Here is a 21640-nt window from a genome sequence, read left to right as displayed (position 1 = left end):
TCACAAATTATAATATAACACTTATCTATGGCAGTACTATATCATTAATTGGGGTAATTTTACAGTAATGGTAGTTCCTTCGCCAAAGGTACTGTTTACCTCCAGTTCCCCTCCATGACGGTTGATAATACCGTATGAAATAGGTAATCCGAGTCCAGTTCCATCTACCTTCGTCGTATAAAACGGATTAAAGATATTTTCAATATCTTCCGGCAGGATACCCTTTCCATTGTCGGTAAATGAAATGATCAGGTTCCTGAATTTCATATCAACAGGTTTGCTGCTTTCCACGGAAAGTGTAAGATGCTTCTCTTCATCGCCGGATATGGCTTCGATCGCATTGAGCATAATATTCAAAAAGACCTGTTTTAATTGAGAAGCATCAGCCTCTACTTTGGTGTTTTTGGCCTGTATATTCAGGTGTACCTGTACTTTCCCTTTCGTAATCTGGCTGTTCAATAATGTCAGCGACTGTTGTAATAATTCCCGGATATCCACTTCGGCCATTTCCAGTTCCGAAGGCTTGGAAAATGACAATAAGCCCTGTACGATCTTGTTGATCCGGTCCACTTCCTCCATCAGCTCATCCACCATCTCCACCTTATCGGGATCATCCATTCCTTTTCCCAGGTACTGGATCGTACTCCTTATCGCAGTCAGGGGATTACGTATTTCATGGGCTGCCCCTGCCGCCAATTGTCCCAGGATAGCCAGCCGGTCTGCACGGTACATCTTTTTCACCCTGGAGCTTTGTTCTTCATACAGCACTGTATTCTCGATAGCAAAAGCCGCCTGGTCAAACAAAAGGGTAAGTATATCCAGATCCCGGTCCGAAAAGGGCTGTCCATCGATCCGTTTTCCCAGGAATACAATGCCGCTCATACGGTTCATGATCTTTAGCGGATAAATGAACTCAATCCCTGATTCCAGGATCATATTTTTTTCTTTTTCCGAAAAATAGTTCATTAGGTCGGGTGATTGCGATACCAGTAAAAAAGTATCGTTGACGGACAACCAGTTGATCAGCCTGTCCTGCATGTTAAAAATAACATGCTTGTATACTTCACCGGTGTACTGGCTGTTTTCAATACGATGGTACTGTTCCGTATCCTGTTGCTGAAGATAGAAGATCACCTGATCAACGGGTGCAATCTCTTTCACTTTTGCAATGGTGTTGGCGATAAGCAGATCTTTATCGACAATCAACATCAGCGAACGGTTGAATTCCGATAACAACATGCGAAGCATCATGTTGTCATCGGTATCTTTTTCTTTATGATGGTTAAATAAGGACATAAAATAATTGAGAATGGAGAATTGAGAATGGAGAATTTAGGCATTAGCCGGTCTTATGAGCGTCAGCGAGTAATGATAAACTATAAACCATGAACTGAAAACACATCATTCGTTATAATTTTCTAACTTTTTTACTTTATAAACATTCTAACTTTACAACCTTTCGAACATTCTGACTTTACAAACTTTATAAACTTTACAAACATTCAGACTTTACAAACTTTATAAACATTCAAACTTTATAAACTTTACAAACATTCATACTTTACAAACTTTATAAACATTCATACTTTATAAACTTTATAAACATTCAGACTTTCAGACTTTATCTCCATCCGCTTCAAAAATACAATTTTTTATCATGCAATGAATAAGAACAGAAACGAATACCGCATCAATACAACACAATAGTACTTTACCGGTTTATATTTATCGCATATATGGTATAGGTTTTCACGATCATTTGAAATAAATTTATGACAGTCCTGTTATTTTTTGTATACATAATATCCTGTTTTGTATACAAAATTTCAACCGGGAAGTGCGAATCATATATATTTGTATGATACATTTATCTTTATGGATAAAAATAACAATGGGACAAGATTAATGGGGGAGCAGTTACTGGTGAAGCCAGAATATCGCTTTATCGGACATTTATTGTTGTTTATTGCTATTAGCCTGTTAACCTTCTGGGAAATGAGAGGTGTATATACCAAAGATACCATTTGGCTTCCGGTTGCCATATCATCTGCCATATGTTTATCGGCCGTATATTTTAATATTTATCTACTGGTTCCGAAACTCCTGTTGAAACGTTGGTATGGGGTATACCTGCTTGCCGTGGTATATGTGATTATCATGGCCTATTTTGCAGAGGCTTTTTTGATCGACAAGGCGAATCCTGCGTACAACCCGAAAATCAGGGAATTATATGGTAAAGTTGAGATGAATCCCGTCTTACAAATTTTTGCATCGGCTTCATCATTAGGGATACTCATCATAAGTTCGTCCGCTGTGGTCCTTTTCCGGAAATGGATGCTTGATGGCCTGCTTTACCAGGAATTGGAGAAAACTGCCGCAAAAAAAGAACTGGAACAGTTGAAAAACCAAATTAATCCGCGGTTTCTCATAGATATGCTTGGTAAAGCCGGTGAATTTTCCTCCCTCGATAAAAGAGAAGAAGCTTCATCTGTATTGCTACAACTGGGGCATATACTTCGTTATCAGTTGTACGACAGTACCAGAGAGTTGGTGTTGTTGAATACGGATATCGATTTTTTGGAAAGCTTCCTGAAACTTGAAAAGCTTCGCCATAATGATTTCGTATATGATGTGGAACAGGAAGGGGATATGTCAGATTGCCTGGTTCCTCCACTTTTGTTCCTGCCTTTTGTCATACATGCCTTTTCAAACGATTCGTCTGAAATCCGGCTTCTTTTTTTTAGAACAGGGAATTTACTGATGTTCGAATGCCGGAGCCGGCATATTATACCGGAAAAAACGGGCGGGGAATCTCAGCATATACGTCGGCGATTGGATTTACTTTTCGGACAATATACGCTGAACACTTATGTTGAAAACGGAAAAAATATGATCCGTCTACAATTGGATCTTCATCAGATAATACCTGCTATATCATGAAAACGGGTGATCTTTATTCCAATGGTACGGTAGGATTGACAGCCTTTCTTGTTGCTCCGCGCTTCAGGTTGTTACGTCATATTTTATTCATCACCATTTGTCTGGCATATATGGTGTATGGTGCGGTTTTCTACCGGCCTTTTATCTCTGACAACAAAGTATTGATCGCTGTATGGCTATTTCTTTTCGTTTTTAATATCGGGCCGGCCTATGTCAACGCCTGTTATCTAATGCCCGGGTATCTGTTTGAACATCGCTATACGACATATGTCCTCTATCTATCAGGATTAATCGTCCTGATGGTTTTATCACTCGAAGCAGCCGTATATTATCTTGACCGTTTTCATCAGTCAGGACAGTTCCTGACCACCGTGCTTTCATTAAAGGTTTTCATACCCTTGTCACTTGCCTGTCCGATGGCGGTAATTTTTTTCTGCAGGTGGCATATCTATAGGTGGCATATCAGCCAGTTGGAAAACAGTACTGTGTTATCGGAACTGGAGCAGTTGAAGAAGCAGATCAATCCCCATTTTTTGTTCAATATGCTCAATAATGCCAATGTACTGGTAAAGACAGATATTGTACAGGCTTCCGTTATATTGGAGAAGTTAAAGGATCTGCTGCAGTATCAATTGATTGATGGTGCTGAAAATGAAGTATTGCTGATGGATGATGTCCAATTTCTGACTGATTTTTTGAATCTGGAAAAAATACGCCGTGACCATTTTGAATTTACGGTGACTACTGAGGGACCTTTAGAAGAAATAACCATTCCTCCGTTGCTGTTTATTCTTTTTGTGGAAAATGCCGTGAAACATAATCCTGATAATGATAGTTTATCGTATGTTTACCTCATTTTTCGTGTTAATGATCATGTGTTGAATTTCAGGTGTGTCAATTCGAAACCTGCAGAGACAGGCAGGAATGCCGGACCGGGCGGATTAGGTCTGAAAAATGTGCGCCGCCGGCTGGAATTACTATACGGCGACAGGTTTTCCCTGGATATAAAGGATGAATACGGTATATTTCAGGTGGATCTGGCGATAAAATTGATATGAATGATAAATCTTCAATCAAAGATAGATAATCATCCCAACGACAAAAGATATATTTTTTATTCAGGATCAGGAAAAATGATTCGTTTTCATTCCATATGTAATAAATAACCAATGAACTGTATTATTGTTGATGATGAACCCCTTGCAAGGGAAGGTATTAAGCTTTTGGTAGATACTATGCCGCAACTAAAACTTTGTGGTATGTTTAGCAATACCCTTTCAGCGATGCAATTTCTGGAAACTAATGCTGTAGATCTGATATTTCTCGATATTGAAATGCCGGGTATCAATGGAATTGAGTTTGCACGGACTATTTCCCGTGAAACTTTGATCATTTTTACCACTGCTTTTGCAGAGTATGCGGCAGAAAGCTATGAAGTGGATGCTGTGGATTATCTGGTAAAGCCTATTGAAGAAGAACGTTTCCGGAAAGCGGTGGAGGGTGCGTTTGAATACAAGTCGTTGTTGAGTCAATCCGAAGAAAACACTACCGAAGGTGTTCGGAATGAGTATATTTTCGTAAAATCGGACAGGCGGTTCATCAAGCTCAATTTTTCCGATATCGCTTTCGTCGAGGCACTAAAGGATTATATCATCATACATACGGCGAGACAGCGGATCATTACGCGCATGAACCTGAAAGCCATTAATGCCCAGTTACCCGTTTCATTTATCCAGGTCAGTAAATCTTATATCATCAACACCGACCATATTACTTCATTTGATAATAACAGCATCATGATCGGTACACATGAGGTCCTGATCGGCAATAGTTTCCGTCCCCGGTTTTTCGATGATTATGTTGCCAAAAAAATACTTCATCCGAATAAATAATTTCTAAGCCGTAGGATTCGGACGCAAAAAGATAACAACGGGATATTCGGATGAACATGTGCGGCTTGTAACCATTTGCAGGATTGATGATTAGCCGTACATTACCATAAATGAAGGTTGGTATACAAATCACCACATTTGGTATACAAATAGAAAAACAGGTTGTTCCGGCAGTTATATTTGCAGCAAACAAAAAATGTACAATCATGAAAAAATCGATTTTCCGGAGACAAAGTACCTGGGTAATTATCCTGCTGATCGGTCTGGCCGGTTTTGCTGCTTATATGTTCTACCGGTCGGATACGTTTAAGTCGGAAGATTATCTTCCGGTATTAAAGTCATTACAACAGCCTGATGGAGACAGATATTATAACCTTGGTTTTGAAAACGTTTTTCTCGATGGTTCCCCCAAAGGATGGCACAATAGCGGTTATTCTTCATATACCATTCAAGGGGATTCGATGATAAAACACTCCGGGAAATACGCTTTGCGCATAGAGTCCAAAAGTGAAACTTTTGCACAGCATTATGGCGGCCTGACACGTTCTATTCCTGCCATATATGCAGGAAAGAATATTACACTGAAGGCCTTCATGAGAACCGAAGAAGTAGATCAGTCCATTGGGTTATTACTCCGTATTGATGGTAATTCGGGCATATTACAATTTGATAATATGATGCAACGAGGGCTTACAGGAACAGGAGAATGGCAGGAGTATTCGGTAACCCTTCCTCTACCTGATGAAGCGGAAACGATATATATCGGTGCTATACTATCAGGAAAAGGAAAGCTTTGGGTTGACGATTTCCAATTGCTGATAGACGACAATGATATTGGCGAAGCCAGACTTAAAGCTGAAAAATCATATTTGGCCAGGGAAGAAACTGAATTTGACAAAGGATCGAAAATCACGATTGAATCACATACACCACTGATGGTAACCAATCTCGAAATACTAGGCCGTATATGGGGTTATCTGAAATATTACCATCCGGCTGTTGCCTCCGGCAAGTATAATTGGGATGCCGAACTATTCCGCTTAATACCGGCAGTCATCCAGGCCCAAAGTATAGATGAACGAAACCAGATTTTCGTAGATTGGATTGATCGTTTAGGCAAAATAAAACCGGCAAAAAACAAGACCGCTGATACTCTGGAAGTGAAATTACAACCCGATTTTGCATGGATGGAAGATCCCGGGTTGGGTAAAACCCTGTCGGGAAAGTTGAAAGCCGTAAAAGATGCAGCAAGAAGTACGGAACATTATTATATAGGGCTTACTCCGGGTATAGGAAGTCCGATCTTCAAAAATGAGAATCCATATCCGGAAATGAAGTATTATGATGACAGCGGATTGCGGTTGCTGGCCCTTTTCCGCTATTGGAACATGATCGAGTATTTTTTTCCATACAAGCACCTGACGGACAAAAACTGGAACACCGTACTGACAGAATTTATTCCTGTATTTCTCAATGGGAACAAAGAACTGGATTACAAGCTGGCAATCCTCCGATTGATTGCATCCGTGAATGATACTCAAGCAACCATTGTTGGGAACGATAATGTATTAAACCGATGGAAAGGCATTAATGTTGCACAGTATAGCATAAAGATTGTTGAAGGAACCCCCTATTATTATCATCCGGAAAGGAGCAGCAGTATCAGTCTAAAGTACCGAATATCGTTTATTGAAGGAAAGGCTGTAGTTACCGGTATTTCAAACAATGAACCGTCGGTAAATCCGTTAGTCCTTAAAAATGGCGACATTATTACCCATATTGACGGGAGCCCGATTGAAGAAATCATAGAGAAACGGAAACCGTTCTATCCGGCATCCAATCAGTCTGTGCAATTGCGCACCATCGCTGATGATTTATTGCGCACGAATGACGAAGAGTTATCGCTTCAAATCATTCGAAACGGTAAACCACAAACCTGTAAAGTCGTATGTTCCAATATCAGATATCTATCGGGGAGAAATTTTTCCAAGGTATCATCCCATAAGTTTTTATCTTCCGATATTGGCTATATCTGGCCGGAGACACTTATGAACGATTCTATACCTGTTATTATGAGGAAATTCAGGGATACCAAGGGTGTTATTATTGATTTTAGATGTTATCCGCGAAAAGATTTTACGGCATTCACCTTAGGTTCATACCTGACTCCGCAGCCGACCGAATTCTTGAAATTTACCAAAGGAAGCATCGTACAGCCAGGCAGGTTCACCTTTTCTGAAGTGCTGAAAATAGGGGACGAAAACAATGAAAACTACTACAAAGGAAAAATTATCATTATTGTCAATGAAGTTACCCAAAGTAGTGCCGAATACCATGCTATGGCCTTCCAAACCGCTCCGGAAGCAAAAGTAATAGGAAGCATTACCGCGGCTGCTGATGGCAATGTGTCGTGGATCGTCTTTCCGGGTAATGTACAAACCATGATTACCGGTATCGGGGTATACTATCCCGACGGACGTGAAACACAACGTGTCGGTATCGCTTTGGATATGGAAGTAAAGCCAACCATCCGGGGTATTACCGAAGGAAGGGATGAATTACTGGAAAAAGCCATGGAGATCATTAATGAATAACATCATTTATATCATAAAGTAAAACAACATCATTTGTGTATGAAAAAGATCATTTTAAGTGTATTCATCATTGTCTTGCCGGTTATTTTTGCCGCTACCGTCCATTCGAAAAACAATGTTTTCTATTTCGATGGAGCAACTGATTATAATCTTGGATTCGAAAAAGTATCTGATCCGGCAAAGTTACCCGACGGCTGGTTTAAATGGGGGACTGCTTCTTTTGATATAAAGATAGATTCTGTTGTAAAACATTCGGGCAAATATGCCTTGCGTATCGAATCGAATACGGAAGACCCGGGAAATGGATTCGGGTGCCCTGCCCGGAATATTCCTGCTAAATATGCAGGAAGCAACATCACCGTCAAAGCTTTTATGAAAGCAGAAGAACTGGAACGTCCTATCGGCCTGATGCTTCGTATTGACGGGGATGCAGGTTCTCTTCAGTTCGACAATATGCAGCAGAGGGGCATCAAGGGTTCGGGCGAATGGGAAGAGTATTCGGTAACGTTGCCGCTTCCCGAGAAGGCCAAAACCATTTTTATAGGTGCTATACTTTCCGGTAAGGGAAAGTTATGGATAGACGATTTCCAGGTATTGATCGATGATAAGGATCTGGCTTTGGCACAACCTAAAAAAGAAAAGAAATATCCTGCCGGTGAAGATACCGAATTTGACCTGGATTCGAAAATAAGGATCAAAAAGTACTCCGGCCGGAATGTTTCCGACCTCGACCTGTTATGTCGCATATGGGGATTCCTGAAATATTATCACCCTGCCGTAGCAACGGGGAATTATAACTGGGATGCCGAACTGTTCCGCATCATGCCCCGGATACTGGATGCTAAAAACACGAAAGAAAGGGACCGGATTTTTATTCAGTGGATCGACCGGTTAGGGGAAATAGTACCATCAAAAGACCAGGGCAGAGAAAGTGGAGAAATAAAACTTAACCCCGACCTTACATGGATAGATGATGGGAAAATGGATCAGGATCTATCGAAAAAATTAAAAGAAATCAAGGATGCGGGTAGAGCCACCGATCATTATTATATTGCCCTCCATCCCGGAGTCAGGAACCCTGATTTCAAAAACGAAAAGGAATATAAAAATTTCAATGAGGGTGAGGACAGTGGAATGAAATTACTCGCCTTATTCCGGTACTGGAATATGATCCAGTATTATTTTCCCTACAGGCATCTTACGGATAAAGACTGGAACACTATACCCCGTGAATTTATCCCGAAATTTCTCGACGGAACGACCGGAAAGGATTATAAATTAACACTTCTTGAATTGATCGGCTGCGTGAATGATACCCATGCGAATATCTGGAATGACGAAGCCATTCAGGAATGGAGAGGAAAAAACAGAGCTCCGTATGAAGTCGCCTTTGTAGAGGGAAAAGCTGTCGTAACCGGTTTCCTGAAGCAGGAACTGATCCTGGCAGAGGGGCTAAAAAAGGGTGATGTGATCACAAGCATCGATGGGAAGTCCATTGATAAGATCATTAAAGAACAATTACCGTATACCCCTGCTTCCAATTACTCGATACAATTACGGAATATCAGCAGAACGTTGTTACAAACCAATCATGAAAAGCTGACATTACAGGTATTACGCGGTAAAATGCCACTCACCATTGATATGCCCTGTTACCCCCTGAAGGAGGTGTATGTACAGGGCCCTCCGAAAGCATCCCATCGCCTGCTTTCTTCCGATATCGGATATATTTTCCCGGAAACACTTCGTAACGATTCCATCCTTTTGATCATGGACAAGTTCAAAGATACCAAAGGGATTGTGATCGACTTTCGCGGTTACCCGAGGACTGATTTTACCGTGTTCACGTTAGGCAAACACCTGGTTCCGCAACCGGTGGCATTCGTAAAATTTAGCAAAGGGGATCTTATTCAGCCTGGAAAATTCACCTTTACCGATGCTTTGAAAGTCGGGCAGGAAAACAACCAGGACTATTATAAAGGAAAGATCATCATTATTGTGAATGAAGTCACCCAAAGCAGTGCCGAATACCATACCATGGCTTTCCAGACAGCCCCTAAGTCAAAGGTGATAGGAAGCATAACAGCTGCTGCTGACGGTAATGTGTCAAGAATAGTGCTTCCGGGTAATGTACCAACCATGATTACCGGTATCGGGGTATATTATCCCGACGGACGTGAAACACAACGTGTCGGTATCGCTTTGGATATGGAAGTAAAACCAACCATCCGGGGAATTGCCGAAGGAAGGGATGAACTGCTGGAAAAAGCGATAGAAATGATCCGTGAATGAAACGGAAAGTTGGTTGATCACAAACCACAGTCCCGGGTTTTGTCAATTAACCAGCTACTTACTATCCATTGAAGAATAAAGTATTATCGGATCGATTGCTTTATAATTGAGAGGTGAATTATAGGCATATGTAAAAGACGGGTCGGATCTATATTCATTTTTACTGTATATTTGTCAAATATAGCAAAAGCTGAGGGGCATTAAAAGCTTGCATGTAAATGTCCGAGGCGCATCCTATATTATTCAAATATACAAGATGAAAAATAGAACCCTTCAATTAGAATGGAAACTTATGAAGACAAAAGTATTACTTTTAACAATCCTGTTAGTTGCCACCATGTGTATGGTAAATGCCCGTGACAAGAAAATACAGGGCACCTGGAAATTGGTAAATGAACAGTTAGACAAAGAGGGTGGTACACAGATCAAGCTGATCACACCAACACATTTTATGTGGATGATGTATGATAAAGCCGGTAAGATCCATGGTGGAGCTACAGGAACCTATACGGCAAAAGATAACACGTATGTAGAAACCCTTCTTACACATGATGAACCTGTAAATGAAATGAAGGCTGTTTATGAGTATAAAATTCATGGGAAAACGATGACAATCAAGGGCTATCTTGAAAGAGAAGGTGTTAAAGTTACCAATATTAATGAGGTTTGGTTAAAAATCGACTGAGTCCGGTTTTGGAGTAGTTTTACAATTCTGTCATCCTGAAAAGAAATGAATATAAGGTTCTGTACCAGACGCATATATTGTAATTCAAAGCCCCGGTTTATGGGGCTTTGAATATTTGAGGTCTTAATTATCAGGAATACATTCACTTTTATCATGTATCATATTATGAACCGCTTCCTGAATCTGGAAGATAATTAACCAAACAACTGATAAAAAAATTCCCTAGCCCCGAATTAAAGTAGGTACATATACCTGGCGAATACGAAGGAGGATAACAACTATTACCAGCAGCCCTACCGGCACAGTGGCGATCAGTCGAAACACCAGCCATCGGAGTAGTGCCGGAATCATCACTGTCTACCTTACATTTCAATTTTGGTGAAGTGTCGTCTGCAAAATAATCACAGTTTCCCAGGATTGTAAAAGAATTTCCCAGGTATTCTGCTCTTTCATTACAGGAACTCCCTTTAGTCTGGCACTGTAAAGAAGAACCAGGCATACATCGGTCCTCCCAACATATTCCAAAAACTTCCGTGTTTCCGGCATAGACGGAACAAATCTGACCATCGTTATAACAATTCATGATGATTAATTTTTGATTGGTTTCTATTGCGACATTAATTTACAGCTGCTGTCTCTTGTTATGCAACTTTATAAGAAAGCAGTCCTTATTATTCATTGATTATAAACGATTATAATTGCAAGCCCCGTTTCCGGGACTTGCACTATTTGAAATTTAACTACTCAATTCTACACGCAAGTATTGAGGTGTTGGGAATATAATCGCAACTCCCTGCCGTGTATGTGTTTACAAAGCAAAGCGCACCAGGAGATTTACCCTTACAAGGATTCGTTATTTCAGGGTCCTCTTCCCAGCCAGAACCGTCTCCAGAACCATCTCCAGAACCGTCTCCAGAACCTCCTGAGTAAGGATAATCAATTAAACAATGGATTTCATAATTTCCGAAACCAGTATAAAAGTAGGAACAAGTGCCTGTTCCAGGTACTCCCCTAATTATACAATTGTAACCTGTCCCCGGACAGTAGGGATCATTATTTTCCTGATAACCACTGCCTAATCCGGAATCTGGATTTTTAGCATTACACGCTAATTGCGGAAATTGATTCGGAACAAAAAAATAAGCACAGGTTCCTAAAAGGTCCACCCTATTTCCATACTTTTTTACATAATCATTACAAGAGTCTCCCTTTCTTTTATTTTCACACGAAATGGAGGGATTAGGTTGACACTCATTGTTCTTACATATTCCAGAATATTCCGTATATTCAAAATAGAAGGAACAACTTTCACCGTTTGTATTACAATTCATAATATTTAATTTTAATTATTTTCTGTTGCAGAATTAATTCGCAGCTGCTGTCTCTTGCTCTGCAACTTTACAAGAGCATATTTAAGTGATTACAATTTTTTCTTAAAAACAATGTATTTATAAATACTTGTTTTGTTTGTATTTTCCCGGTTCATAACAGACATCAGTAAATTATTGATATGTTGTAAATTGACAGATATATTTAATGATCAATATGATGGTTTTATTTTTTCGAATGCCTGTCATATAAAGAACTCATATGATGTTTGAGATTGGTTATTATAGATGTTTTCTCTTTTTCAATGAAATTAAAATCAATATTATATATTTCTTTTTCCCAATTGATAATATCAGCAGGTGAGTGAATTTCTATACCCAAATCTGTTAATATACTGGTTCTATAATTATTTTTATTCCCGAAGAAGACAACAGGTATTCCCATTGCTAAACATGGAAGAGCGCAATGAAGCCTTGATGTGATAACTGCAGTAGCCTTTTCTTTATAATGATTCAGTAATTGTCTGGCTAAGTCAAATTTAACTTTTTCCGGATACTTTTCAGGGATACTATGTGTATAATATTCAGATCTTCCCAAGATATGTCCAGGTATCTTTAAATAATTGGCATCTACAATTAGATATTTTGTCTTTTTGGGGATATTATTCCTTTTTGGAAATGTCAGGGTAAGGCATTTTGAATAATAAGTTTCTATTCCATGTTTTTTCAAAAAATATGCAGTAAACCTATCCCGGCAACCGATCGGTTGGTGCTCAAGGAGATATTCAAGAGATTTTTTTGAACAAAAATGGCTCCAGCTATTGTTCCAGTCTGTTATATGAAATCCAAAGAATAAAGGAACAATACAAGGAGAGAACGGAAAACATTTTTCTGGTTGATGTGAAAACCACCCGTTGGTAATCAATAAATACTTTTTTTTGTTGTCAGGTACAATTCCTAATGTATCTCGATTAAACCGGCGATGTACATTTGTCTGAAATTGTTCAACGGCAATAGATTGAATATAATCTCCTGCATTGTCTGAATGTAAATATTTTAATCCGGAAGAAATCATCATTTAGTTAAATTATTATTGAGACAACTTTTGGGCTTTTTAAGCTTATTTGTAGCCTCTATTGTTATTTGTATAAGAGATTTAGAATCGAAGTCCCATAAAATGGGACTTCGATTTTTTTCAAATTTCCGTTAAATGCTAACTTTGCATTCACATTTTCTTGTTATGCTATCATACTCGCAATTTCCGGAACGCCAATATCCACTCACATTTTTATTACATGGTATCGGTCCACATGATAACCAGTTATCACAAATAGTATCAATGTCTTCCCAACCACTTCCCGAGCCTCCCGAGTCACCTGAGCCTCCTGAGCCAGTATCATTAACTGCACAATGGATTTTATAATTTCCAAAGCCATAATAAAAGTAGGCGCAAGTGCCTATTCCTCTATCGTTGGGAAGTGTACAAGTATAACCAATTCCCGTACAGTAATGATCATTGTCATCTAATTGATAATCAACACCTACTCCAGAACCGGCATTTTTAGCCTTACATCCTAATTGCGGAAAAAGATTCGGGACAAAAAAAGAATCACATGTTCCCAAAAGTGTCACGTTATAACCATTGTGTTTTACATAATCATTACAAGGGTCTCCCTTTTGTTTATTTTCACATGAAATATATGGATCAGTGTGACACTCACCGTCCTTGCATACTCCAAAATATTCGGTCTGCCCCACATAGACGGGACAGCGTTCACCATTTCTATTACTATTACAAGCCATAATATTTAATTTTAATTATTTTATGTTACAGAATTAATTCGCAGCTGCTGTCTCTTGCTCTGCAACTTTACAAGAGTTTATTGTAGTTTTATATCTGTAAACCAGATAATATCTTCTATGGTATAATTTTCGGGTAGTTTATGGCCATCGACAAGTACTGTCGGCGTGGCATAATTTTTTGTTTGCTCGCACCATTGCTGATGTTTTTCTATTTCCTGCTTTACCGCTTCATTATTAATGTTGACATCATACTTCCTGAAGAAGCGGTCATTCCGATTTTTAGTATCACGGTACCATTCATCAAAAATCTCTTTCTTTTTTCCGGCAGTTAATCTTTCATCGAGGTATACCGCCGTAAGGAATTTGCTGCCTGCTTCCGTATTTTTGTCGAATGCGAAAACGTACCATACCGATATTTTGTCGCCGATTTTCTCCAGCAGCTTTTCGATACGTTGGTGCATAACAGCACAATAACCGCAATACGGATTGGTAACAATAGTGATTTGTATTTCGGCATTCTTATTTCCCCAATGTATTTGCGAAACCAAATCGTTTATTTTGTAACGCGGTTGCCTCATAAGTAATGTTACAAATACTTCCGGCTTGGCTTTTATGGTGTTTAGAATACCTGTGATCTGTTGTATCTGTTCACCGCTGTTCCACACTGGCAAAAGAAGGCTTATGGTCAAAAACGGAATCAGGTATACTATTGCTGTTAACAGCATATCGTTAATGCAGAACGATGGAATGGTGATATAAGCAAATACAAAATTTACAGCAAACACCAACCATAACAATACCTGTACAATAAGGCAAAGCGTGCACCATTCTTTGGCCCTGAATTTCTGGTACCAGACACTCCAGAAACTATAGGGCAAGGCGCATAGGTTGATCAGGGCCATGTAAGGAATAAGACCCGGGAATACGGTTACTATCAGGATATTTGATGTGAAGTAACTTAGTCCTACTTCGCTCCAGCCTATGATGCCGAACAATTTTGCTGCCGGCGATTCCAGGATCCCGTTACAACCACTTTTGCCTAACATGGAGCATATCTTGTCAGCACGATCATTATGTATGTGCATTTGCTTTTGTACCAGCAGATAGCTGATATAAATGCCTATTACATTTACGGCGAATGATGCCATTAACCCCGGTTGCATAAATAACTTGTTGTAAATAAAGCCCGAAACAAGTACCAAGCCTGCAATTATGTACAGTAAATTCTTTCTGGCAGTGTTGTACCATTGCTTCTTTAAGTTCTCCTTGTAATCGGGCTCTTTCGATCCTTTACCGGGTTTTAGGAAAATCGCTTTACCATCCCATAACTGGTGAAAATCTTTAAATAATATTTTTATCTCGCCATGGTTCCATAATACTTTTGCATCATCCAGTGTCATTTCGTGAACAAGCACGTTATGTCCACCAAGATTAACTACTGATGGGATTTCGAGTGATTTAACATCTTTGTCGGCAATTTCTACGATTGTACTTTTATTATCATAATCTGCCAACATTTTCGATATTCCATACAATTTATCTTTAAAAGGATGTTCCCTGTAAAGTTTCTTTGCATATAATTCCGTATGCTTTATTTTCAACGCACTTAGTATGTGTTCCAAAATATTTTTCATTATTTTATGTTTTTGTCTGTTAATTACTCGCCAATAAATAATCAATGATTCTTATTCGAATGTATAGCTTAGATTTAAAGTGCTTTACTCACATAAATGACATAATTAGAGGCACTCATTTTCAATTACTCGCTGACGCTCATGAGACCGGTTATTGCCTTAATTCTCAATTGGCTACGCCGAGCTAAAGGTTCTTAATTTTCAATTTTTAATTACTACTCACCACATTCCAAAGAAATAATGCACGGCATAGGCATTCTTAATACGTTCCGCTATATCTGGCGGTACACCGTTTGTCGATATGCGATTGAAATCACCCATACCGATGGGGTAGAGATATTCTGGTTCATACAGGTTTATTCTGTCCTTGTTTTCATACTCATTGTAAGCTGAAGTAAGCAATAACGGACCTGTAGATTTCAAAATATCCATAGGGTTATCTACTTTTACCGTAGGGTATTCATATAGTTTTTTGTATACTGAATTGATAAAATCGCTGTCGGGATCTGAGTAAATAAATGCACTTCCCACTATGTATTCCATACCATACCTATGTGCGTGCCAATACGGCTCTTTACCGACTACACAATCGGCGTTTTTAATCAGAACCTCGATATTATCCAGACACTCAACGTCAGTATCGGCATAAATGCCTCCTAATTTTTTCAAAATAAGATATTTAGCTGCATCTATTCTTTGCATATCTCTGGGATAACTATCGTATTTTGCCAGGAACTCCGGATAGAATTCAGCAACAAATTCTCTGTTTTCCTTGTGTGACCACAGTTTATACTCCCAATCAGGAAGAAATATTTTCCAGCTTTCAGCAAAATTTTTGAATTGAGCCGGCAGCTCATGTGTAGTCCATATCTGGTGGACTGTTTTGGTTACTTTTGTCATAATCGTATTTATTTGATAACTAATTTGTGCTGGGGGAATAGTTGTTGTATCCTACCAAATACTTCCGGAAATTTTTCATGAAGAATGATACCGAGCATACGGCATATTTTCGGATTTCTTTTATATCCACCGATAATATGCATCAGGTTATTTTTTCCGGGTGTTTTGAAATTGCAAAATTCATCATAGGTGTAGCCATTGTCAATTACAGGATGATCGATAACAGTAGCTACCTTTTTGTCGTATTTCACAGCCAGTGCATAAAACAATATCTGTTCAAATAAAATATTGAGGTTTACGTTGCTGTATTCGTTTTCAGGGGCGTTTAACCTGTTTTCAGCAATGAACTCAAAAGCTGTCAGACAATATTCTTTGATAAATTCAATATCGTTGCCTCCTATGACTCCCGCATTATATGATGGAATGGAATCTTTGATGATTTCTTTATACAGTATATCAGGGATATTTACCGGACTTTTCATGATGGCGTTCATCATACCCTTGTAATATAATGTGCCTATTTCAAGATTCTGCGCGATTAGTTCTCCGGACTCTGTTACAGGACTCAGTCTGTTCCGTAAAAAGACATCGCCATCGACATGTATGAACGGTTTTTCCTGAAGCGCATAGGTGAGCAGCTTAGGGTATGCCCAATGATTGGCTTTACACTCAATATGATCATACAACACCTCATACTGTGTGTACGGTAATTTCAATATGTCGTGAAAGACGGCATATCCTGCCGAATCGGTGTACAACACCACCTCATCGTAGTGTTCCCTCAGGGATATACAACTCAGTGTCCACGACATGATATTAAATACAGGACCAAGCCATCCGTAACCTTTTTCCAAAGGATTATTTCTTCCGCTCCAAAATGTTTGAACAACTTTCATAATAAATTTTTTTATGTGTTCCAGACAGGTTAAAAATTGTTTGTGATGCAAATTTCAGTATTGCGAAATGCAAAAAAAATTAACCCTGACATGCTGTCAGGGTTAATTTCATATTTATTTTTATATGTCTGTAAATGAGTCTGTTGTTAGTGTTTTTGTGAGTTGTAATAGAAAAAGTGGAACTGGGGTCCGTTTCATCAACTGAATGATATATCTGCCGTATAATGGAAAAACTGGTAGAAGTTGTTGGATATGTCAGTCTGTTGAAGACTAACAATTACTATATGGCTGTTTTTATTTTAGCAACTCTGATTGTGTTGTAGATAGGGAGTCTATCCTGATAGATATTTGAAATGATAAAGAAAGTACTTCCTTTATTCAGTACGTAAAGCAGATTTGTAAAAAGGCAGTTTAATGAGAAGAGGGATATTTATCTTATAACTTTAATAATTGTAAAAACAATTAATCCTAAAATGGTTATTCCGCCAACAGTTATCAGTATTCTTTGCCATTTTTTCAGTCCGTTTTCTTTTTTCTCTTTTGCTTCGGCTTTTATTGTAGTGCTGATATTTGAATTATCTTTTAATTCAATAGTCGATATCTGATCTGTTTTTTGACGGATACTGTCCATTTCGTACACTTCGGTTTCCATATTGATCATGAGTTCGATCTCCTCAATCATTGGATGTTTTCCGGTTTCTTTATTCATTGGTTTATCCGTATCATATTTTATTTGCTTGATACCGATATTCAATTGTTCATTGATAAGTCTTTTTATGATTTGATCCTTCAGTTCCGATAGTTGTGTGTCTTCGGTCAACAATATATCATTGCTGATATTTGTTTCCTGATTTATTTTTGAACTGGAGACAGATTTTTGTGGTGATTTGCAGGAAATCAATGACAAAGAAGTCAACAATATGAATATTAGTAATTTCATTGCTCAAACTCTTTTTTTACATCAAAACACGGGCAGTCTTTGTTTGCAAATTCATTATGTCCATGAATTGTTGATCCTGGATATTTCTTCAACAAATCGGATATAAGGCTTTTCAATGCTGCTTTTTGTTGATAGGTACGTGTGTCTTTAGCTTTACCGTCCGGGTCTAAACCGCCAATATAGCAGATACCGATAGAATGGGAATTTTGCCCGACAGTATGTGCACCGGTTTCTGATTCGGGACGGCCAGGCTGGACCGTACCATCTATCAATATCACATAATGATAACCAATACTTTTCCACCCTCTTTGTTTATGCCATTGGTCAATGTCCTTTGCCGTAAACGATTGCCCTTCTTTTGTAGCGGAGCAATGCAATATGATTTTATTGATCTTTCTCATTGTATTATTCTTTTCTTCTGTTTTTACAATCTACCACAACACACTTGTAGCTTTTTAATTCGTTGATATCAACGCAATTCTGTTCTACTATTTTTTTCAGGGCAGAGATCTGGTCTCTCATCTCCACATTTTCTTTTTTCATGATCTCTTTATCGGACCGCAAATCCTGGATGGTTTCCTGGTAAACGTCCTGGACGGCTTTCATCGCATCTGCCTGTGCTGTTTTACGCGTGTATTTAATGGTGAAAACAGCAGCTAGGCCGCCACCTGAAATAAACAGCAATATAGGCTCAACATATGTCGTTAAAAACGATATCATCATTTAATCATTTTATTTTCTTCAGATATGAAATTTGTTTTTACTGAAAATCAAATTTTCACGGCAAAGAAAACAGGCCCAGTACCAGTGAAAAAAATAACACTGTCATGATGACCTTTCTTTTTGTGATAGCATGTGGCAAGTATTTGTAAAAAAATACTTACCGGAATAAAGATCATCTTCATTTCTTTTTGCTATTGACGTCAGTATTCATGTACCGCCAAAAAGTGCGTTCAGACATAGGATATATAGGCAATACATATTTTCTGTATGCTTGTAGCTTGCATTTACTCTGGTTGCCCGGCTCATAATTTTCTTCAACGATGCGCTGTACATTCTCAATTCTTTTCAGTAGATTACCTTCTTTTGCAGTCATTTCGATAAAATTTTAATTTACTTTTTTTCAAAACCGGAGATTTGATCCCCTACTCCATTTTTTATTGTTTCTCTATCAGAACACAAATCCTGAATGGTTTTCCGGCAACCTCCCGAATGGCTTTCATTGTACCTGCCTGTGCAGTTTTAATGTATGTGATTAATAGTGAAAATGGTAGCCATTACCGGAAAAAAACACTAATACTGGTTCTATATATGTTGATAAAAACGATTCATTATTTCACGATACTATTTTAGTCAAACTGAAATCCATTTCAACTGAAAAATAAATTTCAATAACAAAGAAATCGGATATTACTTCAATGAAAAAAAAACACTGTCATGATGTCCCATTTTTTTAGGGTAGTATTGAATAAGTGCCTGTAAGAAAGTCACCAAACGAAACTAAAAAGTCTCCATTTTATTTTCGTTTTTGCTGGTAAAACCGGTATTCGTGCAATGAGATGAGCCGGCTTCTCAAAACATAGCATAAATGGGGGATGTATAAGGATCAGGATTATTATTTTCAAATATTTCTGAAATGCAGATTTCCGGTTGTTTGGAAACCTTCTGGAATGATCCTGCGGATAGCCGGAAAATAAACGAAACACAGATTAAAACTTATCTGGTTTGGAGATTCGGAATATCAGCTTCTGAACTGGGAAAAAAGGAGGGAAGGGATCCGGATATTTGATTTTCAATATGTCATGCATCAACTGTTCTGTATGATGTGAAATTTATGATGAAATTTCCTGTATTCATCCATAATTTTTAGTTGAAAAAATTACCTTTGCACCGAAGTAACATCTTTATGTGAATTCGTAGCACGATTGTCGATGATAATAATTAATACATACGATGTCAGGAATTGTAAGAACAATGACGCTCTCCGGAATATTCACCTTAATGGTGCTCTGCGGACAGGCAAAGGAAGTGGCCGATTCATTGATCCTTGATGAAGTCGTAGTCACCGCCACCAAAACCATGCGGAATCTCAGGGAGGTGCCCGCACGTATTTCGGTGATTGGTCCGAGCATCATGGATGCCAGTCCGGCGCAACAACTGGACGATCTTTTACGTTTTACTCCGGGAGTGAATGTCAATAGGGGTTCGGGTATATACAGTATCCGTCCTTCTGTGACTTTACGCGGATTATCGGGCGATGAACAGTCCCGCACACTGGTACTGATGAACGGGGTACCCATCAATACTTCCGATGAAGGAGGTGTTAACTGGAACCGGATCAACCAGTCGGATGTGGAAAGGATAGAAATTTTCAAAGGACCGGGCTCCTCGCTTTACGGGAACAATGCCATGGGAGGCGTAGTGAACATCATTACCAAAACTACCGGGAAACCACAGGAAGCTTATGCAGGAATCAGTTATGGAACGTTCAATACTTTCAGGGAAGACCTCAACCTCAGGATACGTTCCGGACGGGGATTCTATGGTTCGGTTTCCCAATACTACCTGAAAAGCGACGGATACAACAGTGTACCGGAAGATCAGAGGACACCTTACGATATCAAACGTTCACTTGAGGCTATCGGTATATCGGCCAGAGCCGGATATGATCAAAGCCGGTGGTTCAAATGGGAAATGCAATATGATGTTTTCCGTGATACCCGGGGAGAAGGAACACAGATACATATGCCCGACGGGAATTACCGGAATTTCAATACAAACCTGTTCCGGGGAACTCTGAAAGGAGGTAATGACCGTACCTCTTATGACCTGAACCTGTATTATCAGATGGAACATTATTACGATACGAATGAACAACTCAGAGGTACGGCTTATTCACGGTATGATGTAAATTCTTTCAGAAGGGATTATGGTGCCTTGTTCAGTCTCAGCCAAAAGATAGGCGACAGGAATACCCTGACGGGCGGTCTGGAATACAAAAACGGGAATATTGAAGGGGGCGATTATTACCAGATGGAGCCGTATGACACGGTATATAATGCCGGAACCACACAGACCATTGCTGTATATATACAGGACGAGCATGCTTTCTGGGAAGATAAGATCCGGTTGATTGCCGGCGTACGCTACGACAGAGTCTCTTTCTCCGACGGAGATTTTTATTCTACTGACCCCTGGAGTGTTACTCCGGAGCTGACCGATCACCACTGGTCCGAATTTTCACCCAGGGTAGGACTGCGCTTCAACTTCATCGAGCAGTTGAGTGCTTATCTTTCCTATTCACACGGCTTCAGGGCATCTATCCTTGATGATCTTACCCGTACTGGATGGATGTGGGTGGGACCTAAAGTGGCGAACCCTGACCTCGGCCCTGAGTCGATCGATAACTATGAAATAGGTGCCGATCTGTTCCTGACATCGAAATTGAAAGTATCTGCATCTGGATATTATGCCAAAGGAAAGGATTTCCTGTATTATGTAGCAACAGGTGACCAGTTGTTCGGGCGTCCGGTGTACCGTAGGGAAAACGTAACCGGAGTAACTTTGTCGGGTGCCGAAGCGGAAATCAGTTACATGCCGTGGCATTATCTCAGGCTGATGGCATCTTACACATACACTCATTCTATCATCGGCAAATTTGATGAAAGACCCGAACTGGAAGATAAAAACCTGAAATATGTGCCCGAACATACGGTATCCGCATCTGTTTTCTGGA

20 protein-coding genes are annotated in these 21640 nt (G+C 39.2%); 8 read left to right on the top strand and 12 right to left on the bottom strand.

Going from position 1 to position 21640, the window contains the following annotated elements; genetic code table 11:
• Window positions 1–36: 36 nt before the first annotated feature.
• On the bottom strand, window positions 37–1296 hold the full coding sequence (locus LBQ60_12065; GenBank protein ID MDR2038649.1) for a histidine kinase: 1260 nt from the start codon (window positions 1294–1296) through the stop codon (window positions 37–39).
• 579 nt (window positions 1297–1875) lie between these two features.
• On the opposite strand from LBQ60_12065, the gene LBQ60_12060 reads away from it, so the two are divergent.
• From LBQ60_12060 to LBQ60_12035, 6 genes are all read left to right on the top strand, one after another.
• Entirely contained in the window at window positions 1876–2940 is a 1065-nt protein-coding gene (locus LBQ60_12060; GenBank protein MDR2038648.1) for a histidine kinase, read from the top strand.
• On the top strand, window positions 2937–3998 hold the full coding sequence (locus LBQ60_12055; GenBank protein ID MDR2038647.1) for a histidine kinase: 1062 nt from the start codon (window positions 2937–2939) through the stop codon (window positions 3996–3998). The genes LBQ60_12060 and LBQ60_12055 overlap by 4 nt, the downstream gene beginning before the upstream one ends.
• Window positions 3999–4109: 111 nt before the next feature.
• Entirely contained in the window at window positions 4110–4832 is a 723-nt protein-coding gene (locus LBQ60_12050) for a LytTR family DNA-binding domain-containing protein (protein ID MDR2038646.1), read from the top strand.
• Window positions 4833–5038: 206 nt separating this feature from the next.
• Complete coding sequence (locus LBQ60_12045; protein MDR2038645.1) at window positions 5039–7426, top strand: peptidase S41; 2388 nt, start codon at window positions 5039–5041, stop codon at window positions 7424–7426.
• Between the two features lie 39 nt (window positions 7427–7465).
• The gene (locus LBQ60_12040; GenBank protein MDR2038644.1) at window positions 7466–9718 is read left to right on the top strand and encodes a peptidase S41; all 2253 of its coding nucleotides are present in this window, start codon (window positions 7466–7468) and stop codon (window positions 9716–9718) included.
• A 292-nt stretch (window positions 9719–10010) separates the two neighbouring features.
• Window positions 10011–10403, top strand: coding sequence for a hypothetical protein (locus tag LBQ60_12035; protein ID MDR2038643.1), 393 nt, complete (start codon window positions 10011–10013; stop codon window positions 10401–10403).
• Between the two features lie 163 nt (window positions 10404–10566).
• On the opposite strand, the gene LBQ60_12030 is transcribed toward LBQ60_12035, so the two are convergent.
• From LBQ60_12030 to LBQ60_11980, 11 genes are all read right to left on the bottom strand, one after another.
• Window positions 10567–10986, bottom strand: coding sequence for a hypothetical protein (locus LBQ60_12030; protein ID MDR2038642.1), 420 nt, complete (start codon window positions 10984–10986; stop codon window positions 10567–10569).
• A 157-nt stretch (window positions 10987–11143) separates the two neighbouring features.
• Entirely contained in the window at window positions 11144–11734 is a 591-nt protein-coding gene (locus LBQ60_12025; GenBank protein ID MDR2038641.1) for a hypothetical protein, read from the bottom strand.
• Between the two features lie 223 nt (window positions 11735–11957).
• On the bottom strand, window positions 11958–12806 hold the full coding sequence (locus LBQ60_12020; protein MDR2038640.1) for a polysaccharide pyruvyl transferase family protein: 849 nt from the start codon (window positions 12804–12806) through the stop codon (window positions 11958–11960).
• A gap of 131 nt (window positions 12807–12937) precedes the next feature.
• A complete protein-coding gene (locus LBQ60_12015; protein MDR2038639.1) occupies window positions 12938–13534 on the bottom strand; it encodes a hypothetical protein in 597 nt (198 codons plus the stop codon).
• A 77-nt stretch (window positions 13535–13611) separates the two neighbouring features.
• Window positions 13612–15168 (bottom strand): thioredoxin domain-containing protein, encoded by a 1557-nt coding sequence (locus LBQ60_12010; protein ID MDR2038638.1) that lies wholly within the window; start codon window positions 15166–15168, stop codon window positions 13612–13614.
• A gap of 219 nt (window positions 15169–15387) precedes the next feature.
• On the bottom strand, window positions 15388–16068 hold the full coding sequence (locus LBQ60_12005; protein MDR2038637.1) for a glycoside transferase family 32: 681 nt from the start codon (window positions 16066–16068) through the stop codon (window positions 15388–15390).
• An 8-nt stretch (window positions 16069–16076) separates the two neighbouring features.
• Complete coding sequence (locus LBQ60_12000) at window positions 16077–16964, bottom strand: hypothetical protein (GenBank protein MDR2038636.1); 888 nt, start codon at window positions 16962–16964, stop codon at window positions 16077–16079.
• A 430-nt stretch (window positions 16965–17394) separates the two neighbouring features.
• On the bottom strand, window positions 17395–17904 hold the full coding sequence (locus LBQ60_11995; protein MDR2038635.1) for a hypothetical protein: 510 nt from the start codon (window positions 17902–17904) through the stop codon (window positions 17395–17397).
• On the bottom strand, window positions 17901–18305 hold the full coding sequence (locus LBQ60_11990; GenBank protein ID MDR2038634.1) for an N-acetylmuramoyl-L-alanine amidase: 405 nt from the start codon (window positions 18303–18305) through the stop codon (window positions 17901–17903). Before LBQ60_11990 ends, LBQ60_11995 begins: the two co-directional genes overlap by 4 nt.
• Window positions 18306–18309: 4 nt before the next feature.
• Complete coding sequence (locus tag LBQ60_11985) at window positions 18310–18627, bottom strand: hypothetical protein (GenBank protein MDR2038633.1); 318 nt, start codon at window positions 18625–18627, stop codon at window positions 18310–18312.
• A gap of 178 nt (window positions 18628–18805) precedes the next feature.
• Window positions 18806–19000 (bottom strand): hypothetical protein, encoded by a 195-nt coding sequence (locus LBQ60_11980; GenBank protein MDR2038632.1) that lies wholly within the window; start codon window positions 18998–19000, stop codon window positions 18806–18808.
• Window positions 19001–19540: 540 nt separating this feature from the next.
• Here LBQ60_11980 and LBQ60_11975 point away from each other — a divergent pair.
• A complete protein-coding gene (locus LBQ60_11975; GenBank protein MDR2038631.1) occupies window positions 19541–19693 on the top strand; it encodes a hypothetical protein in 153 nt (50 codons plus the stop codon).
• A 164-nt stretch (window positions 19694–19857) separates the two neighbouring features.
• Window positions 19858–21640 (top strand): TonB-dependent receptor (locus LBQ60_11970; GenBank protein MDR2038630.1); only part of this gene is annotated, 1783 nt, incomplete at its 3' end.

This window comes from Bacteroidales bacterium, from assembly GCA_031275285.1.
In the GTDB taxonomy this organism is placed as follows: domain Bacteria; phylum Bacteroidota; class Bacteroidia; order Bacteroidales; family UBA4181; genus JAIRLS01.
The sequence above is the reverse complement of the archived record's forward strand: the minus strand, read 5'-3'. Positions and strand labels throughout refer to the sequence as shown.

Coding starts and splice junctions, on each gene's coding strand:
- LBQ60_12065 (MDR2038649.1), bottom strand. CDS start 1,296: ATGTCCTTATTTAACCATCATAAAGAAAAAGATACCGATGACAACATG.
- LBQ60_12060 (MDR2038648.1), top strand. CDS start 1,876: ATGGATAAAAATAACAATGGGACAAGATTAATGGGGGAGCAGTTACTG.
- LBQ60_12055 (MDR2038647.1), top strand. CDS start 2,937: ATGAAAACGGGTGATCTTTATTCCAATGGTACGGTAGGATTGACAGCC.
- LBQ60_12050 (MDR2038646.1), top strand. CDS start 4,110: ATGAACTGTATTATTGTTGATGATGAACCCCTTGCAAGGGAAGGTATT.
- LBQ60_12045 (MDR2038645.1), top strand. CDS start 5,039: ATGAAAAAATCGATTTTCCGGAGACAAAGTACCTGGGTAATTATCCTG.
- LBQ60_12040 (MDR2038644.1), top strand. CDS start 7,466: ATGAAAAAGATCATTTTAAGTGTATTCATCATTGTCTTGCCGGTTATT.
- LBQ60_12035 (MDR2038643.1), top strand. CDS start 10,011: ATGAAGACAAAAGTATTACTTTTAACAATCCTGTTAGTTGCCACCATG.
- LBQ60_12030 (MDR2038642.1), bottom strand. CDS start 10,986: ATGAATTGTTATAACGATGGTCAGATTTGTTCCGTCTATGCCGGAAAC.
- LBQ60_12025 (MDR2038641.1), bottom strand. CDS start 11,734: ATGAATTGTAATACAAACGGTGAAAGTTGTTCCTTCTATTTTGAATAT.
- LBQ60_12020 (MDR2038640.1), bottom strand. CDS start 12,806: ATGATTTCTTCCGGATTAAAATATTTACATTCAGACAATGCAGGAGAT.
- LBQ60_12015 (MDR2038639.1), bottom strand. CDS start 13,534: ATGGCTTGTAATAGTAATAGAAATGGTGAACGCTGTCCCGTCTATGTG.
- LBQ60_12010 (MDR2038638.1), bottom strand. CDS start 15,168: ATGAAAAATATTTTGGAACACATACTAAGTGCGTTGAAAATAAAGCAT.
- LBQ60_12005 (MDR2038637.1), bottom strand. CDS start 16,068: ATGACAAAAGTAACCAAAACAGTCCACCAGATATGGACTACACATGAG.
- LBQ60_12000 (MDR2038636.1), bottom strand. CDS start 16,964: ATGAAAGTTGTTCAAACATTTTGGAGCGGAAGAAATAATCCTTTGGAA.
- LBQ60_11995 (MDR2038635.1), bottom strand. CDS start 17,904: ATGAAATTACTAATATTCATATTGTTGACTTCTTTGTCATTGATTTCC.
- LBQ60_11990 (MDR2038634.1), bottom strand. CDS start 18,305: ATGAGAAAGATCAATAAAATCATATTGCATTGCTCCGCTACAAAAGAA.
- LBQ60_11985 (MDR2038633.1), bottom strand. CDS start 18,627: ATGATGATATCGTTTTTAACGACATATGTTGAGCCTATATTGCTGTTT.
- LBQ60_11980 (MDR2038632.1), bottom strand. CDS start 19,000: ATGACTGCAAAAGAAGGTAATCTACTGAAAAGAATTGAGAATGTACAG.
- LBQ60_11975 (MDR2038631.1), top strand. CDS start 19,541: ATGCAGATTTCCGGTTGTTTGGAAACCTTCTGGAATGATCCTGCGGAT.